General features: G+C 44.2%; 16 protein-coding genes. 11 read left to right on the top strand and 5 right to left on the bottom strand.

Annotated features, from left to right (window positions below):
- Positions 1–32: 32 nt before the first annotated feature.
- The 4 genes from gltS to ABFV72_RS03645 form a co-directional block, all read right to left on the bottom strand.
- Complete coding sequence (gene gltS / locus ABFV72_RS03660; RefSeq protein WP_347162476.1) at positions 33–1,307, bottom strand: sodium/glutamate symporter; 1,275 nt, start codon at positions 1,305–1,307, stop codon at positions 33–35.
- Between the two features lie 138 nt (positions 1,308–1,445).
- On the bottom strand, positions 1,446–1,865 hold the full coding sequence (locus ABFV72_RS03655) for a barstar family protein (protein ID WP_347162475.1): 420 nt from the start codon (positions 1,863–1,865) through the stop codon (positions 1,446–1,448).
- 1 nt (position 1,866) lies between these two features.
- Complete coding sequence (locus ABFV72_RS03650) at positions 1,867–2,619, bottom strand: ribonuclease domain-containing protein (RefSeq protein WP_347162474.1); 753 nt, start codon at positions 2,617–2,619, stop codon at positions 1,867–1,869.
- Positions 2,620–2,740: 121 nt separating this feature from the next.
- A complete protein-coding gene (locus ABFV72_RS03645) occupies positions 2,741–4,042 on the bottom strand; it encodes a glutamate-5-semialdehyde dehydrogenase (protein WP_347162473.1) in 1,302 nt (433 codons plus the stop codon).
- A gap of 431 nt (positions 4,043–4,473) precedes the next feature.
- Here ABFV72_RS03645 and ABFV72_RS03640 point away from each other — a divergent pair, with 431 nt between their 5' ends.
- The 11 genes from ABFV72_RS03640 to ABFV72_RS03590 all read left to right on the top strand — a co-directional run bounded on the left by ABFV72_RS03640 (position 4,474) and on the right by ABFV72_RS03590 (position 16,963).
- The gene (locus ABFV72_RS03640) at positions 4,474–4,779 is read left to right on the top strand and encodes a hypothetical protein (protein WP_347162472.1); all 306 of its coding nucleotides are present in this window, start codon (positions 4,474–4,476) and stop codon (positions 4,777–4,779) included.
- A 350-nt stretch (positions 4,780–5,129) separates the two neighbouring features.
- Complete coding sequence (locus ABFV72_RS03635) at positions 5,130–5,927, top strand: ABC transporter ATP-binding protein (RefSeq protein WP_347162471.1); 798 nt, start codon at positions 5,130–5,132, stop codon at positions 5,925–5,927.
- Between the two features lie 329 nt (positions 5,928–6,256).
- Positions 6,257–7,057, top strand: coding sequence for a transporter substrate-binding domain-containing protein (locus ABFV72_RS03630; protein WP_179799075.1), 801 nt, complete (start codon positions 6,257–6,259; stop codon positions 7,055–7,057).
- 152 nt (positions 7,058–7,209) lie between these two features.
- Positions 7,210–8,094 (top strand): transporter substrate-binding domain-containing protein, encoded by an 885-nt coding sequence (locus tag ABFV72_RS03625; RefSeq protein ID WP_347162470.1) that lies wholly within the window; start codon positions 7,210–7,212, stop codon positions 8,092–8,094.
- A gap of 72 nt (positions 8,095–8,166) precedes the next feature.
- Positions 8,167–9,114 carry an ABC transporter substrate-binding protein gene (locus ABFV72_RS03620; protein ID WP_347162469.1) on the top strand — a complete coding sequence of 316 codons (948 nt, stop codon included), beginning with the start codon at positions 8,167–8,169 and terminating at the stop codon, positions 9,112–9,114.
- Positions 9,115–9,722: 608 nt separating this feature from the next.
- Positions 9,723–10,457, top strand: coding sequence for an ABC transporter permease (locus ABFV72_RS03615; protein ID WP_057758316.1), 735 nt, complete (start codon positions 9,723–9,725; stop codon positions 10,455–10,457).
- 12 nt (positions 10,458–10,469) lie between these two features.
- A complete protein-coding gene (locus tag ABFV72_RS03610; RefSeq protein WP_101205569.1) occupies positions 10,470–11,195 on the top strand; it encodes an ABC transporter permease in 726 nt (241 codons plus the stop codon).
- A gap of 181 nt (positions 11,196–11,376) precedes the next feature.
- Complete coding sequence (locus tag ABFV72_RS03605) at positions 11,377–12,006, top strand: fumarylacetoacetate hydrolase family protein (protein WP_431192076.1); 630 nt, start codon at positions 11,377–11,379, stop codon at positions 12,004–12,006.
- A 299-nt stretch (positions 12,007–12,305) separates the two neighbouring features.
- Positions 12,306–14,522, top strand: a complete 2,217-nt coding sequence (locus ABFV72_RS03600; protein ID WP_347162467.1) for a PhoX family protein — start codon at positions 12,306–12,308, stop codon at positions 14,520–14,522.
- A gap of 236 nt (positions 14,523–14,758) precedes the next feature.
- Entirely contained in the window at positions 14,759–16,252 is a 1,494-nt protein-coding gene (locus ABFV72_RS03595; RefSeq protein ID WP_347162466.1) for an alpha/beta fold hydrolase, read from the top strand.
- A 48-nt stretch (positions 16,253–16,300) separates the two neighbouring features.
- Complete coding sequence (locus ABFV72_RS03590) at positions 16,301–16,963, top strand: hypothetical protein (RefSeq protein WP_347162465.1); 663 nt, start codon at positions 16,301–16,303, stop codon at positions 16,961–16,963.
- A 116-nt stretch (positions 16,964–17,079) separates the two neighbouring features.
- On the opposite strand, the gene ABFV72_RS03585 is transcribed toward ABFV72_RS03590, so the two are convergent.
- Positions 17,080–18,060 (bottom strand): Hsp33 family molecular chaperone HslO, encoded by a 981-nt coding sequence (locus tag ABFV72_RS03585; protein WP_347162464.1) that lies wholly within the window; start codon positions 18,058–18,060, stop codon positions 17,080–17,082.
- Positions 18,061–18,236: the final 176 nt, after the last annotated feature.

Here is an 18,236-nt window from a genome sequence, read left to right as displayed (position 1 = left end):
GCTATTCAGTTTTGATCTGTGACAGCATCAGCCTACATAAACGGCAACTTCGTAAAAATCTGCAATATCGTGGCATTGACGATATCAACAAAGAACGCACCTACCATTGGTACGATTAAGAATGCTTTAGGTGAAGGCAGATAGCGATCAGTGACTGCCTGCATATTTGCAATTGCAGTCGGTGTCGCACCCATACCAAAACCACAATGCCCCGCTGACAATACAGCTGCGTCGTAGTCTTTACCCATAATTTTAAAGGTAATCAAGTAAACGTAGATAATCATAATGATGGTCTGTACAACCAATATAATTAGTACAGGGCCTGCCAAATCGGTCAATTGCCAAAGTTTTAAAGACAACAATGCCATCGCTAAAAATAGGCTTAAAGACGCATTACCAAGTACATCGATTGAGCGGTCAAACATATCAAAATTAAAGACCATCGTTAGTACATTGCGAATGATGACGCCGCCTGCCAGTGCCCATACGAACGTCGGCAACTCAAACCATGTACCTTCAGCAACGATGGCCATCACATCGGCAAAAGCCAAAGCACCTGCGAATAGTGCCAAGGTTTCGATAGTAGAAGAAGCGGTGATAAAGCGCATGCTATCAGGTCTTTCAAAGATATCTTTATTACTACCTGCAGACTCTTCATCGTGTTTGGTGCTATATAACGACTGTGCACCAGCAACTTTTTCGATATCGCTAGGATTAGGGTTGGCTGGTGTTGGTTTTAGGCCAAGTCGGTTAATCAAGCGACGGGCAACAGGACCACCAACGATACCACCCGCGACCAAACCATAAGTAGCAACCGCAATACCAAGCGTCGTCGCACCGACCACACCATAGTCTTGTTCTAACGTAATACCCCAAGCGCCTGCTGTACCATGACCACCCGTTAGAGCGATAGACCCTGTCACTAGACCGAGCAAAGGATCAAGTCCTAACGCACTTGCCATAGCCACACCAACGACGTCCTGCAGTACAATAAACACTGAAACAACGATGGTAAAAATCAATAATGGTGTGCCGCCTGCTTTTAGCCTACTAAAATCAGCGCTCAGACCGATGGAAGCAAAGAACATCAACATGGTGGCGGTCTGTAATCCTTGATGAAAGTTAAAACTATATCCCCAAACCATATTGAGAGCATAGACAACAATCGCCGCGACCAGACCACCAGCAACCGGTTCTGGAATATTAAAGTCTTCTAAAAACTTGACTCGTCTCACCAAAAACCGCCCAAGCAGCAGCACTAAGGTGGCCAATATCAGGGTGTAATAACCGTTTAAGGTAATCTCCATAGGTTAATCCTTTCTATAAAATAAATTAACCTGAATTCGGGATAAATATGGCTTTATCTCGAATTCAGGTTTCTATGATGACGAATAATTATCGGTGACTATCGGCGGTCAGGCTTGAAATATATAGGCTTTTAACGACTAAATGTCTAACGCATAATCTTCATCCTCAGATGGCACGATGATCCACAATTGTGGTTTGCCAAATTCTCTAAAGGCATCCTCAATGATGCTTTTAAAGACATTGAAGTCCTCAGTGTTTATCCTTTTAACATCTGTCAAATCCAGCCTTAAATGAATTGCTTCACTGTCTGTTAGACAATCCCATGCACTGTCCCAGTTTTGTGAAAAATAACTGGGGAAGTCACAGGCTTTGGCCAAACTCGTCAATAGCTCAGTTTTTTCGAGCGTGTCACCGACGGCTATAGTAACAGCCTGCGCAGGAATGCTAGTACCCAGTGCTGTACCGTTTTGGTTAATGTGGCCTTGATTAACATGGCTTTGATTAACGTAGTGGATGGCTTGGTTCATACTTTCTCGATTCATATCAGCTTTTTTCATATTAAGGCACCTGTAGTCTTTGGAAACTATCATAATGGTCGACAGTCAAGTAATAGACAGTAGGTGGGTTGCCACCTGTGACGATACGCCGTGCGCCGCGATGAGAGACACCAGGGGTGGGTACGGTATATTCGCGGTAGTAGCCTTGTGACTGGGCGGGTAGTCTGCCTTCACGGTTATAAAACGTCGTGCCATCTTTATTTGGATACGGAAACGGGCCTCCTTGCTGAATAAGTGCAATCGTATTATCGACCTGTGCATCACCCGTTATACCAGCACGGGCGACTTGGCTAGTATTGTTAGTAACGTCCTGCGATACCGTTGTCGACTCGATGCTATCAGCAAACAATGTCGAATTTAAATCGCCAAAGAAATAGAAAGCGACGGCGATTATGGCGATGAGGCTAAATAGCGTAGAGCCTAAGCTTCTTTTATTGGGTCTGCTGTTTTGACTGCTACGATTTGAGTTACGAGTGCGTTGATTGCTATTTCTATTAGCATTAGTAGGGGTATAGCTTGGAACATCTGATGCAGTATCTTGGTCAAGGCTCAACGAAGATGAGGTCACTTCAGTGGCTCTTAATTGATTTTTGTCGTTACGGGCACTGTTAAAGTAGACACTTTGACCAACCGTTATAGGCTTCGCCAGTCTTGCTTTGCTAATATGAAAGAACACATCTTCACTTTGATTGTCTACATCGATAAAGCCATAGCCTTTATCTTCGTTCCAGTGCTTAATCTTGCCACTTTGCATGGTCGTACCGCTCCCTATAATTTAAATGCCTTAACTAAAATACTTATGATGCAAACGAAGAAACGCCAGCATAATTGCTGACGTTTCTGATTACTCGTTTCGATAGTAGATGTTGGTATGATTAAGCACGGGTTTCGCCATGACCATAAACGATCCATTTTTGCGACGTCAGACCTTCGAGACCGACAGGGCCACGGGCATGGATTTTGTCCGTTGAAATACCAATTTCAGCACCGAGACCGTATTCAAAACCATCAGCAAAACGGCTAGAAGCGTTAATCATCACGCTGGCCGAGTCCACTTCACGAATGAAGCGCTGTGACTTAGTATAGTTATCAGTGATGATAACATCGGTATGATGGCTACCGTGCGTATTAATATGCTCAATCGCTTCATCAATACCTGCGACCACTTTTACCGCTAGGATAGGAGCTAAATATTCAGTATCCCAATCCTCAGAAGTGGCAGCTGATAAATGACCTTGAAGTTTAGCATTGTCATTTAGGATAGCTTGTGATTTGTCATCAAGACGTAGTTGCATTGCATCATCAGCAGCGACGATGGCCTCTGCTATTTTAGGCAATAGCTCATCTGCGACTGTTTCATCGACCAGTAGCGTCTCCATCGTATTACAAGTGCCGTAGCGATGTGTTTTGGCATTGACGCTGACTTTGATCGCAATATCAGGATCTGCATCACTATCGATAAAGGTATGGCAGTTACCGTCTAAATGCTTAATCACAGGTACTTTTGCATCGTTGCTGATACGCGCAATCAGACCTTTACCACCACGTGGCACGATGACATCGACATATTCAGTCATGGTAATCAGCTCACCAACAGCTGCACGATCGGTCGTCTGTAGCACTTGCACGCTATGTTCTGATAGATCAGTATGGCTAAGACCTTTGATGATGCATTTAGCAATCGCTTGGTTAGATTCAAATGCTTCAGAACCACCGCGCAAGATAATAGCATTGCCTGACTTGAGTGCTAGTGAGGCAGCCTCCAATGTTACGTTAGGACGCGACTCATAAATCATACCGACCACACCAAGTGGTACGCGCATTTTGCCCAAATGAATACCTGATGGCTGATAGGTCATGTCAGTGACTTCACCGATTGGATCAGGAAGGCCAGCGACATCTTTAAGACCTTGTAGCATACCGTTAAATCGTGCTTCGTTTAGCTCCAAGCGGTCGAGGAGTGCACTATCAAGATTGTTTTTTTGACCGTTGTCCATATCGATTTTATTGGCTGCCAAAATATCTTGTTTGGCATTGACCAGTTCATCATGAATGGCCAAGAGTGCTGAATTTTTATCGCCAGTGTTGGCAGCAGCCAGCGCGCGAGAAGCAGCTCTTGCTTGCTTGCCGACAGACTGCATATAGGTCGTAATATCCGTAGTATTCGATTGACTCATAAATTATTTTCCTTATGTGATACAGGTTTTTCATAGCTAAAAGCGCCCAGTTTTATATAGGTAAAAATACCTAAAAAGGCGAAAAATGTCGCAAAAAAAGAAGTTTTGAATGCCTACTGAAATAGCGATAGGTCATTATGCTATTTAACATAGAGCAGATTGGAACGATAGTAAAGATGATTTTGTGAACAGAATCCGCTTTGCAGCGCTCTTGTAGGGGCTTATTTAAAGTAATATTGCTGATGCTAAGCGGTATTTATTAAAGACAATCGCGTTATCAGTACTACACTATATCTTTACGTGTTTTTAACAGAATTGCGCTGTAAATACTAAGGTAGCCGCGAGATATCCTCAGTATAGTAAGCATTAAAACAGCAAGGCTATCAGTAGATAGTACTTAATCTTATTATGATGAGTGATGGAGAACGAACATGGCTACGAAAAATACAACTTATAAAAATTGGTTAACGGTTGGCTTGGTAGCAGGTGCTCTAGCATTAGGCGCTTGTAGCAAAAAAGACGACACACCGATGGAAACTGACGCTGATACTACTGTAGACGCTCAAACTTCTGTAGAAGAAAGTGCAACAGCGAGCGACTCTGATGATGTGGCCGTTGCTAGTGCCGATGATGAGGGTATGGACGTTACCAATAACGATGATGTGGCAGTGGCGACAGCAGAAGATGCGGATATGATAGACGGTACTGAAGACTCAGAGCATGTATCGACGTACTAATCGCATATTATAGAATGAATTAACTACATATTAAATGTACTAAGCACATACTATAAATAGGCAGTTATCAGATAACACAACGTCTCGTATTCTAAAGTGATAAAATAAAGCCCAGAGCGATAAATGCAGTCTGGGCTTTTTTGTACTCGCAGTTTGTTAGAAGCTGATTAACCCGTTGGTTAAATACAATATTTGCCTTTTTACTGCGTAATAAGAGACAATATGGCATTTTTCTCTTTGCCTCATCAGGCATATTACGATAATGCATCTAGATGCTTGTACTATATATACAGATATAGCTCTTATTTTATTCGTGTTTTCACTCATATTTATTGGAAGTCTGCTGAACCATGCTTGATACTGCAAAAAACCCGACTCGGCCTATCGCCCTAGACTTACAAGACATCCATAAAAGCTACGGCTCATTAGAGGTACTTAAAGGGGTATCCCTGACTGCCTATGATGGCGATGTTATCTCTATTTTGGGCTCATCTGGCTCAGGTAAGTCGACGTTGCTGCGTTGTATTAATCTTCTAGAAAACCCCAATCATGGTCGTATCTTGATCGGTAATGAAGAGCTGATGCTAAAACCTGCCAAATCAAGTGAGCTACAAGCAGCAGACGTGAAGCAGCTAGAAAGCTTGCGCGCACGCGTGGGGTTTGTCTTTCAGAACTTTAACCTATGGCCGCATAAGACAATTCTACAAAACATCATCGAAGGGCCAACGCAGGTCTTAAAGATTAAAAAAGACCAAGCGATTAGCGATGCAGAAAAATTGCTCGATAAAGTAGGCCTACTAGACAAAAAAGATGCATATCCTGCGAACTTATCTGGTGGTCAGCGTCAGCGTGTCGCAATTGCCCGTGCACTTGCTATGCAGCCACAAGTTCTACTATTTGATGAACCAACCTCTGCGCTAGATCCTGAACTGGTTAACGAAGTGCTTGCAGTAATGCGCGAGCTAGCAGAAGAGGGGCGTACGATGCTTATCGTTACTCACGAAATGCGCTTCGCCCGTGAAGTATCAAGCAAAGTCGTCTTTTTACACCAAGGTGTGGTTGAAGAAATTGGCACACCTGAGCAAGTCTTTGATAACCCTACCTCTGAACGCGTCAAAGACTTTATGGCATCGCATCGTCCTACTTAGTTATTAGTTTTTTACCTAGTATCATGTCCAATACAGATGGTGGCAACATTCTTGCCGCCATTTGCCCTGCAAACGTAAAATCACTGTAACGTAACCATTGTTGACTGTTTATTGCCCAATGATAACTATGAGTATGCAAAACGTTTGTTTTTGATATTTTACTCAGGTATTATCAAAAGGTTTATAGGCCGTCACGTCTCGTGGCTGTCTGTTATTCTGCTATCTATATTGCTTGTCTGGCAGGGACGTCAGAGAACAAAATATCAGAACCCTAAGTCAGAAAATCCTGTCAAAAACTTATGTAAAACCCATCAGAATTTAAGGAACGTATGATGTCGAATTCTCGCCTACTGTGGTCATCGATGACCGTTACTGCTGCATTGATGTTGAGCGCTTGTAGCCAACCTGCCGATGAAACTACCGATACCAACGCTGACGCCCCTGCAGCAGAAACCACTGGTAAAACCATTCGTATCGCCACTGAAGGCGCTTACCCTCCATTCAACTACACCAACGCTGACGGCAGCTTGGCAGGTTTCGATATCGATGTTGCCAATGCCTTGTGTGATCAAATGCAAGCCAAGTGTGAAATCGTTGCACAGGACTGGGACGGTATCATCCCTGGTCTATTGGCACAAAAATATGATGCGGTGATTGCAGGTATGTCTATCACTGCTGAGCGTCAAGAAAAAGTTGATTTCAGCGAGCCGTACTTTGCCAATACAATGGTATGGCTAACCAATACGGATGGTGGTTTTGATCCTATGGCGATTAAAGACGCAACGCTTGGTGGTCAACGTTCTACTACGCCAGGTGCTTATCTACAGGATAACTACGAAGGCAAAGAAGGCAACACAGTTCAGTTGTATGACAACTATGACAATGCCTATCTAGATCTAAAATCTGGTCGTAGCGATGCCGTATTGGCCGAAAAAGTTTCTGCCAAATCATGGTTAGCAGAAAACGCAGCGGGCTTCGGTATCGTTGGTGATGAAATTGATAACGATGACAATATTGCCATTGCTGTACGTAAAGGTGACTCACTCAAAGCTGACTTTGACAAAGCATTGAGCGAAATCCGTAGTAACGGTGAGCTTGCACGTCTTGAGCAGATGAACTTTGGTCAATAATGACTCACTGAAGATTTGTGCTTAGAACAAGTAACGTTTGATGCGAGTAATGCTTAAAACTGGGCATGTTTCAAATAAACGGTGTTTATAAGCATAAATCAGCAAGCAGTGATGGACGATACAGCTGGTAAATATATTAAGGAATAAAACTTATGACAATTTCAATGAGCAAAAAAGCCTTATGGCTAGCACCGCTTAGCGCAGCAATGCTAATGCTGGCAGGTTGTAACAATAGCTCAGCACCAGCAGAAAATGCTGAAGCTGATACCGCTACTGAAGCGCCTTTAAACATAAAAATTGCGACAGAATCAAGCTATAAGCCTTTTAGTTATACCGATGCAGATGGCAAACTGATTGGTTACGAGATTGAGCTTGTTGACGCACTATGTGCACAAATGAAAGCTGAGTGTGAAGTTATCTCTCAAGATTGGGATGGTTTGATTCCAGGACTTAACGCACAGAAATTTGATGCAGCTATCGCAGGTATGTCTATCACGCCTGAGCGTAAAGAAGTGGTTGATTTCAGTGACCCTTACTTCCATAGCGGTATCATCTTGATCGGTAAAAAAGGTGATGACTTAAGCGTAGAGTCACTAACAGGTCTACCAATTGCCTCACAGCGCTCAACTGTTGCCTCGCAATACCTACAAGACGAGCATGCAGATGCTGATATCAAGCTATACGATACGCAGGACAATGCTTATCTAGATCTAACCTCAGGTCGCGTGCGCGGTATGATGTCTGACAAAGTAACGGGTATTGACTGGTTAAAAACAGACGCAGGCAAAGGCTACGAAGTTAAAGGTGAAGAAATCAGCACCAATGATGACGCAATGGGTATTGCTTTCCGTAAAGGCGATCCATTAATTGCTAAGTTCAATGCAGCATTGGCTGAGCTAAAAGACAATGGCACCTATGATCAAATCACGGGTAGCTATTTTGGTACTAGTTCAACGGCTGCAGCACAAAAAGCGGTGGCAACAACTGATAGTGTCGAAGAAGTAATGGTCGCTGAAGAAGAAGCGCCAGCTAACTAATACGATATCTAGCAGTTTGACTGCCGTTGTTTGAAGACGTGTTGTTTACTCAAGAAAAAACCAAGGATGATCATGAGCAACCATTGTGCCCCAATATGTGCCACGACTGGCAAATCTAACATTACTGTAGCCAGTCGTCTGTCGATGTCATTGTTTGCACTAGCGACGGCCTTTACCGTTGCTGGCTGTAGCAATAGCCAAGAGAGTGCCGCTGATACCAATCCAGAGGCTACCGAAGCAACGGCAGCGTCTACAGGTGATGTATTACGCATCGGTACAGAAGGGGCCTATGCGCCTTTTAACTATACCAATGCCGATGGGACACTGGGTGGTTTTGATGTTGAGATAGCAAATGCACTCTGTGCGGATATGCAGGTAACTTGTGAGATTGTGGCGCAGGACTGGGACGGTATTATCCCTGGTCTAAAAGCGGGTAAATACGATGCAATCGTGGCCGCGATGTCTGTTACTCCAGAGCGTTCGCAGCAGGTGAGCTTTACCGATCCGTACTTTAGCAATGCCTTGGTTTTCTTAGCCAAAAAAGACAGCAGCTTCGACCCTAGTAACAACAGCGATATCGACTCGCATTCTATTGCTGCACAGCGTTCAACCATTTCATCGCAGTGGCTAGAAGACACGTATCCAAAAGCCAATATGAAGCTTTATGATACGTTGAGCAATGCGTTTTTGGATCTCGGTTCAAACCGTGTCGATGCGATGATTTCTGATAAGCTGCCTGCGATAGAATGGCTGAGCTCAAATGCTGGTAGCAAATATGCGCTCAAAGGTGATGAGATCGATATCAATGATAACTTTGCGATAGCAGTACGCCCAGGCGATCCGCTACAAGTAAAGATCAATCAGTCTCTTGCTAATATAAAAGCTAATGGTACTTACGATAAGATCAATCAAAAGTACTTTGCGGTGCCAGCGTCTGCAACGAGCACAGTTGATGAAGACGCAGATACGGATGCAGATGCAGACATTAGCGAGCAACCAGCGACAGAAAACGCTAGTTAATAGCTAACAGTAGTCAAAGATAGCAGTCAAGAAATATTGTTTTGATCAATAAAAGGATATCACCATTATGGTGATGTCCTTTTTTATTTGTCGTTATATCAAAGAATATACATAATAGCCGCCTATCAATTTTACTCAAATTTAGTCGGCTTATTGTATGTCTCTAGAGGCAAGTGTCTGTTTAAGTACGGTTTAGGCGCAGCTTTTACGCGTCAGTATTAACATCACGGCGAGTGAATATGATAAAATCAGCGCTCATTTCTACTGTGTCAATTATCGCAGCGTTAATCGTATTCTTCTGACGTCATTTTTTGACGCCGACCATCCCTATTGATTTGGTATAAAATACGGTGTTTCGCCGCGTTCAGCTATTGATGCTGATTCTTTTAACTCATATTTTGCTAGGGTGTGTCTTCATTTTAAAAATGGTAATAAAAATGAGATAAATTGCAGTCAAACAAGGAAAATAGCGCAAATAATATCGAGATATTAGTCAGCTATTTGACGCCGTTTGGCAAGATTTAGCCGTTTTTAAACCATTTAGATGTCTATCGATTGAATTGAAGACATGCCTTAATTGCTAATATAAAGAGACTGAGTGGATAATCGTGTTTGACTTACAAGGATTTGGCGCGCTTTTATTAAGCGGCGCTACCGTCACCATACAGCTAGCTGTGACCAGTTTGATCATTGGTCTGGCTTTAGGCTTGCTCGGCGCAACCGCAAAGATGTCCAATATCTGGTTGCTGCGTAAACTTGCGACTGTCTATACTGCGACAATGCGCGGTATTCCTGAGCTGCTATTGGTGCTCTTTATTTATTATGGCGGCTCTATCTTATTGATGAGTATCCTCAAAAAGTTCGGCTATAACGACTATGTCGAGATTAGCGCTTTTTGGGGTGGTGTCATGGCACTGTCTATTGCTTTTGGTGCATATGCGACTGAGATTTTTCGCATGTCCATTCAAGAGATTCCAGTAGGGCAGCGAGAGGCTGCGCAAGCGATTGGTATGCGTCCTTTTCAGACTTTTTATCGCATCACTTTGCCGCAAGTGTGGCAGATTGCTTTACCAGGTTTGGGTAACTTATTTTTGGTACTGCTCAAAGATACCGCATTGGTATCGGTCGTGGGTCTCAAGGACATCATGTATCAGTCATCGCGTGCGGCACAGTCTACACAGCAGCCGTTTACCTTTTATATGGCAGCAGCGATTATTTATTTGGGTCTGACCATGTTGATTACTGGCTTTATGATGTGGCTTGAGTGGCGCGCCAATCCTGCGGCACGCTATGCCAAAAAGATAAGCCGTCAATCCACTCACAGTCAATCGACCATAGGGTAGAGGAGAGATACTATGGATTGGAATTGGCAGGTCATTTTTGACCATATCCCTGATTTACTAGGCGGCGCGGTATTGACCGTACAGCTGGTCTTATTTTCAGGTGTGATTGGATTGCTGTTTGGTTTGGTTTTGGCGTTGTTACGCCTGTCTAAGAATTGGGTGGTACAGATACTACCGTTTCTGTATATCTTCTTTTTCCGTGGTACGCCGCTGCTGGTACAGATATTCCTAATTTATTACGGTTTGGGTCAGTTCGAGGCCGTACGCGAGTCGTTCTTGTGGGAGCCAGTACTTAGCCAAGCATATTGGTGTGCCATCATCGCCTTTACCCTGAATACCAGTGCTTATCTAGCAGAGATTATACGCGGTGCGATTCAGACGATTCCGATTGGAGAGCTTGAAGCTGCTGATGCGCTTGGCATGTCAAAATGGCAAAAGCTAACACGTGTGACCTTGCCGCGCGCATTTGGTATTGTGATTCCAGCGTACAGTAACGAAGTTATCTTTATGCTAAAGGGTAGTGCGCTCGCTTCGACTATTGCATTGATGGATATCACAGGTGTTGCTCGTACGATTAGTGCGCGTACCTATACCTTGATGGAGCTATTCTTTGCCGCTGGTATCGTCTATCTATTGCTGTCATGGGTTATCTTGTTTAGCTTTAGAATGTTTGAAAAGCGTATGAACCGTCATGCCAGTTATGTACCACCAGATGTGGTGACCAACACGATTCCATAGTTAGCAGTTAGCAACTAAAAATCGTCAACGTCACTGTAGACAATATAGTAGGGACTGCTGATAGAGTAGCCATCATTTACAGGGAGAGTTTAGTATGAGCCAATCGCCACACGAGTCATTAGCGAACGCCATTGCAGCTGGTGTCAGTGCCGAGCAGGGCGTTATCAATCATAATGAAAGATTGCGTACTTCTATTGGTAAAGTCGTCTGTGTTGGTCGCAACTATGCGGCACATGCTGCAGAGTTGGGCAATGAAGTACCAACCACGCCGATACTATTTATGAAGCCTGCGTCTTCAGTGGTCTCTATCCGTAGTGATGTGGTTCGCCCAAGTCCAGAGTTATTTGGCGAGACTCACTACGAGGCCGAGCTATGTATTCAGCTATCAGCTGATTTATCTATGGCGACGATTGAGCAAGCTCAGCAAGCGATTGGTGGCGTGACACTAGGACTGGATTTGACCTTGCGTGATTTGCAAAGCAAGCTAAAAGAAAAAGGTCATCCGTGGGAGCGTGCTAAGTGTTTTGACGGAGCCTGCGTGCTTGCTGATTGGCTCGACCCACAAGCGTTTGGCAATCTGCAGAATGTACAGTATCAGCTATCTATCAATGATAAGTTAACGCAAGATGGCGATAGTGCCTTAATGCTATTTCCTGTCTATGAATTACTGGTCAATATCAGTCACGCCTTCAGCTTGCAAGCAGGGGATGTGATTATGACTGGCACGCCAAGCGGCGTTGGTGTGTTGCAAGCAGGCGATCAGCTTAAACTAAAACTGGGTGCTCATGAGTGGGTGTCACAAGTACAGTAAGCTTGATTGCAATAACAAACGCATATTAAAAGCCCTGAGCAATTGCTTGGGGTTTTTTGCGTTTGTGCTCTTTATATTAAGCCTGATTATTACGCTATCTTATCTGCTTGATGTGTCTTATTGGCTTAATGGTTCTTAGTTGTCATTGAGCCGACAATTGTCATTATTTTGTCATCTATTGTTCAGCGTACTGTCATAAAGGTTGAGTAGACTTAAGCGGAATTCGTATTTTTATGGTCGTAATTATAAAGCCGCGATCAACTCTCTGCCAATCTAGCCTAATAGCAAGGTGACTGATAATGACATTATTGAACAATGAGCGAACGCTTGCTCACGAAGTAGTTGAAGACTCAAACCCTACTAATAACACTGACTTTCAGACGATTATCAATCGTCGTTTGAACCGCCGTAATATCCTAAAAGGTGGCACAGGGTTGACGGCTGCTGCGTTTTTTGGCGCATTACCTTTGGTCGGTTGTAGTGAAGACGACGATAACAGTATTGCTGGTAATGATGATAATGCCGCTATCCCTGCACAAGGTGATCTAAAGCGTCCTGATACCTTAAAGTTTGAGGCAGTCGCGCATTCAACAGCGGATACGATGACCGTAGCAGCAGGCTACAAGGCAGAGATGATATTACCGCTGGGTACACCGCTGAACTCTGGTATTGAGGATTGGAAAGACAATCGCGAGCAATCAGCAGAGTCGTTTGAATGGCGTATGGGTGACAACCATGATGGGATGTGGTTCTTTGGCAAAAACGGTAATGCTTACGATGCCAAAGCGTCAGAAAACAGTTTGCTAGTCATGAACCATGAATACGTTAATAGCAGTGAGCTTAGCCCATTTGGTTATTATGTCACTCAGGATAACGATGCTGCGCCTATCTTTCAAAACCGTCGTCTCGCAAGCGACGTACGCCGTGAAGTCAACTGTCATGGGGTTTCGGTGGTTGAGTTAACTCGCCGCGCAGATGGTATGGGTTATGAGATGGTACCTGACTCTAAATACAATCGCCGTATTACCAGTAGTACAACAGCACAATTGGCTGGCCCTGTGGCAGGCTCTGCTCTGGTCAAGACTAAGTTTGATCCGACAGGCTATCAGACTCGCGGTATCAATAATAACTGCGGTGCAGGTTTGTCACCGTGGGGTACTTATCTGACTACCGAAGAAAACTTCTTAGGTGTGTTTGCCCGTGGACAAGATGCCAGTCAATTGAGCGCTGGTGATAACTATGCGCGCGAGCGCTACGGTGCGGTGGAGGATTTCCCAGGTTGGGAGTATCTATGGCATACCCCAGAGGCAAAGGATGCCAAGATAGCAGACGAGTTCTCACGCTGGGACATGACCGCAGTCGGTGCCAGTGCTGCTGAAGATTATCGCTACGGCTTTAACACTTTTGGTTATATTACTGAAATTGACCCATTTGACCAAAACTCTATACCGCAAAAACGTACCGCACTGGGCCGATTCGCTCATGAAAACTGCGCGTATGCTCCTGTCGAGCAAGGTAAGCCAGTGGTGTTCTACATGGGTGATGACGCCCGAGGTGAGTACATTTATAAGTTTGTCTCCAAAGCGATGTGGTCAAACTCGGACATCGGCGGCGGACTAAAATCAGGTGACAAATATCTGAATGACGGCACGCTATACGTGGCGGTATTTAACGAAGATGGTAGCGGTGAATGGAAAGCTCTCGTCCATGGTCAAAATGGACTGGATGCTTTCAATAGTGTACTGCCATTCAATGGACAGGATGAAGTACTGGTCTTCGCCCGTGCAGCTGCCGATGCTGCTGGTGCTACTAAGATGGATCGTCCTGAATGGGTATCGGTCAGTCCTATGACAGGCGATGTCTATGTGACATTGACCAATAATAAATATCGTGGCGTACGTGACGACCAGCCTGTCTCAGCCTCCAATCCGCGTAGCTATCAATCAAACGGAAAAGCGCTTGGTAATGACAATGGCCATATCATTCGCTGGGCAGAAGCGGGCGGCGACCATGCCGCAACAAGCTTCGAATGGGATATCTATCTGTTTGGTGCGCCAAGTGATTTATCGGCAGAAAACCTATCTCAATTAAGTGATAATAATGACTTCTCTTCACCTGATGGGCTATATTTTGACCCGCGCGGTGTCTTATGGATTCAGACAGACGACGGCGCTTACACCGATACCAGTAGCTGTATGTTGCTTGCAGCTCTGCCGGGTAAGGTCAGTGATGGCTCGATGACTACTACATCGGCAGGGCAGTCAACCCGAGTCGGCACATCTGCTAGCAATGACAATATTAAACGATTCTTTGTTGGTCCTGAAGGATGCGAAGTAACAGGTATTACCATGGCACCAGATTTTAAGACGCTGTTTATCAACATTCAGCATCCTGGTAACACATGGGGCGCTGTCGCTGGCGGTAGTATTCCTCGCTCAGCGACTGTGATGATTACTCGCGAGGATGGTGATGTCATACTGGCAGAATCATTTGATACAGCTGATAGCACGACATAGATAGATAAGCTATAGGCGAATAATAGAAACAACCAAAATGCTCACAACCATAAAAATCCCAAGTTAAGGCTTGGGATTTTTTATTATCATATTGATTTGATGGCTAACGAGACCGTTTATCAGTAATCTGGCTCTGCTAGTCGTCATCCCGCTCTAAAGTCAAACCATTTACTTCTCTTTGCTGCAGTTACAGGATAATATAGACCATTACTTTTCTCGCTGAATGTGCAAATATTATGAGCAGTCCAAAGGTGTTTTATAACGACAGTGTTAGTGACAGCGACGCTCAAAATGATAGCAGCTACACTCGTACTCATCATGAGCTCGATGCGCATTTTGTCCCAGATGCGAGTGTACCGCTACACAGTCATCTATATGAACAAATCGACCAACTCGAAGCCATCGATATGGATGAACTGGTTAAGCTACTAGCAGATTCAGATGACAGTGATGAAATCAACAAAACCCCTGTATCTTTGGCTGATTTTTTTGAAGGGTTGGCGCAACTTGCTACCATGGGTGTGGTTGAAATTACAGAAATCGTAGAAGCCATCCACCGTGAAGTTATCTTGCGTCCATTGGGGCGCTTCAATGACAAACATTTAAATAAATGGTCGCGCGGATTTACTGGACGTATCTATGGCACGATACGTCATGTCATGCAAATAGTCGGTAATAATCTGGCGTCTGTACTACGCATATACAAAAACCTGATTCTCCAAAAGTCAGTGCAGCCACTACCAGATTCACTAAAAAAGCTGGTCAATGTGCTCAATGGTGTCATGGGTGATCATCTGGTCAATAATCAAAATGCGCTCGCCATTCCGATGATGCTATACACTCAAGATGGCAAGCCACAGAATGAAGTGCTATCAGGCCGTATCGTTATTTTGTGCCATGGTCTATGCATGAGTCATTTAAGCTGGCAAGCCCAAGCGGATAATGATTTAGGTGAGGCCATTCATGTCAGCCAGCCTGATACCACGGTGCTGTATCTGGATTACAATACAGGTCGCCGTATCTCTCGTAGCGGCCGTAAGTTCTCTCAATTGCTACAAACGCTGGTCGATGATAACCCAAATATCAGTCAGATAGATCTGGTCGGACATAGTATGGGCGGCTTGGTTTCTCGCAGTGCACTGTTTTATGGCGAGCAAGACCGTCTAGACTGGATCAAGCGCGTGGGCAACCTTATCACGCTAGGTTCGCCGCATCATGGGGCAGTCCTTGAGCGTATCGGTAATTATGTGCAAGACATCATTGCCAAGCTGCCATTTGCAGGCTCACTGGCCAAGCTCGGTGATATGCGCAGTGCCGGCATTATCGATCTACGTCATGGCAGTATTCGTGATGCGGACTGGAAAGCATTAGAAGGACGTAGCGTCCTACCACAAGACTTCCGCCATCCTGCACGCTTGCCAAGTGGTATTAAAACTTACTTTGTCGCTAGTGCGTTGCTTGAGACGCATTATGATTCTAAGGTAACGGACCTGCTAGGAGACAGTTTGGTATCGGTGGCTTCAGCCTTAGGCGAGGATGACGCTGAGCATGCCTTGTTTGTGCCAGATGGTCATAAAGCGGTATTCTACGGTGTCAATCATATGAACTTAATTCATAGTAGACGAGTACGCGAACAAGTGGTTGAATGGCTACTTGATAATGGTCGAAGTGACTATGCTGGACGTCCGCGCATACATTCTTATCCTAGAAGTTTAGATGTGGCGGTGTAGAGAGTGGTGGGTATTATTTTGAGTTACCTACGCTATATGTACTGCGCGATGATGCTTTTATCCTTGAAGAAAGGGCTATTGAGAAATGTGTCTTTGCTATTAGGCGGCGCACTCATAGTCATTAGTTGTGCCAAGCCAGATGTACACGACCCTAACGCTCAAATTAAAGTCGATGTAAATGGTGACAGTTATGTCATTCCCTTAAACCATATTGTCAGACCAGATACAGGGAGTTACGCCAGCTTTGAGACGGATATGGGTCGCGTTTATTTTTTTTGGCCAAGTGGTCGAGGGCTAAACAACAATGACAAAGATCCAAACATTTTTGAACATGACGACGATATCATACAGTTTCGTTGGGCAGCTAGAAATTCAAAAATTGAAGGTGCTGATATACCGACTAGAATAGATAGTATCAAGCAAGAAGAGAATAGAGATTTGGATAAAGACAATTATGAACTAGAAGCATATATTGGATCAGGCGATAATCCCTTTATATACTATATAGGAGATATTGATCTAAACTCACCTTTTATGATTCGCTGTATGCCTACAGTTGATGAAGACCAAGATAGAATGTGCCAAATGGATTACATGTATCCTGAGTACAACAACTATGTAAGACTTCAGTTTTCAAAAAAACATTTAGCTGACTGGCAGGCAATCAATATCATGGCGATTGATTATATGAAAAAATGGCATCAAGAATAAAGGCAATTCAACGTAAAAGCAGTCATATATTTTAAAATTCCAAAAACAAAAACCCTCAAGCATGACGCTTGAGGGTTTTTTTATAAACATTGACTTATAGTAAGTAAGAAAAAAACTTACTCAGCAAATATTGCTGCTACATCATCTTTATTGAACTTATAGACTTCACCGCAGAATCCGCAGTCCATCTCAAATGTACCGCCTTGCTCTTCGACGATATCTAACGCTTCTGCTTCGCCGATTTGCTCGATTGCCATTTCACACTTCTCGCGTGAGCAAGTGCAACCAAATGATAGAGGCGCAGGCTCAGGTGCCACGATGTTTTCTTCGTGATACAAGCGATAAAGTATTTCGTTAGCATCCAGTGTCGTTAGTTCTTCTGCTTTTACCGTGCGCGTCAATACAGACAAGCGCGTCCATAAATCATCGTCGATACCTGCGTCTTGGTTTTGCTCAACTTCAGACGTTTCTTCAGCAGTACGCGGTAGCATTTGTACCAATATACCACCGGCTTGCAGGCCATCAGATGCCAAGTTAATCAACGTTGGAATCTGTGCTGATTGCTTTTGATAATGTGCTAAGCAGTCCGCTAGATTGTCGTGGCTACGCTCAACGATACCTTGGTATGGTTCACCACCATCAGGCTGAATATTGATAAATAATACGCCTTGTCCCATCGCCCCAAGCTCAGCAAAGGCTTCTTTGGCATGGATCATATTGTCCCACGCTTGTACTTGCTCATCCGTTTCGCCTTTCCAGCTAGCAAGTGCACGAATGATACCGTCTTGATCGCATTCTGCCATCGCCCAGTTCAGTAAACTGTCACTGTCTGATGACTGCAACTGAATAGATAGGCGACCGTTGATTTTGACCGTACTGATTAGCAAACTCGCTGCGGTCAGCATCTCACCCAATAAGCGTTTGATGGCTTCAGGATAGGGCTTTTGCGCAATCGTACTCGCGTAGCTGCGTGATAGGCGTACCACATCACCGCGCACGGGAGAGTCTTCAACAAAGAAACGTTGGCGAATGTCGTTGCTGCCATGGTTGCCAGTAGTTTGGCTGTCCGTATTTGGGACTTGGATATCTTGAGTCATAAGTCATTTGTAGTATAGAGAAGTTGTTTGCTTTATGGGGATTACTGCCGATTTATCAATCTCACTTAGTAGACTGTTTTGACGATTATAAGCAGCGAAGGTTAATAATAGGCTTAAAAAACCAAGCAGCTGTTTGTACAAAGTTCTGAGTAGATAGCCGCTATGAGCCAACATTT

Source organism: Psychrobacter proteolyticus, assembly GCF_039762275.1.
In the GTDB taxonomy this organism is placed as follows: Bacteria; Pseudomonadota; Gammaproteobacteria; order Pseudomonadales; family Moraxellaceae; genus Psychrobacter; species Psychrobacter proteolyticus_C.
This window is presented reverse-complemented; position numbering and strand designations above follow the sequence as displayed.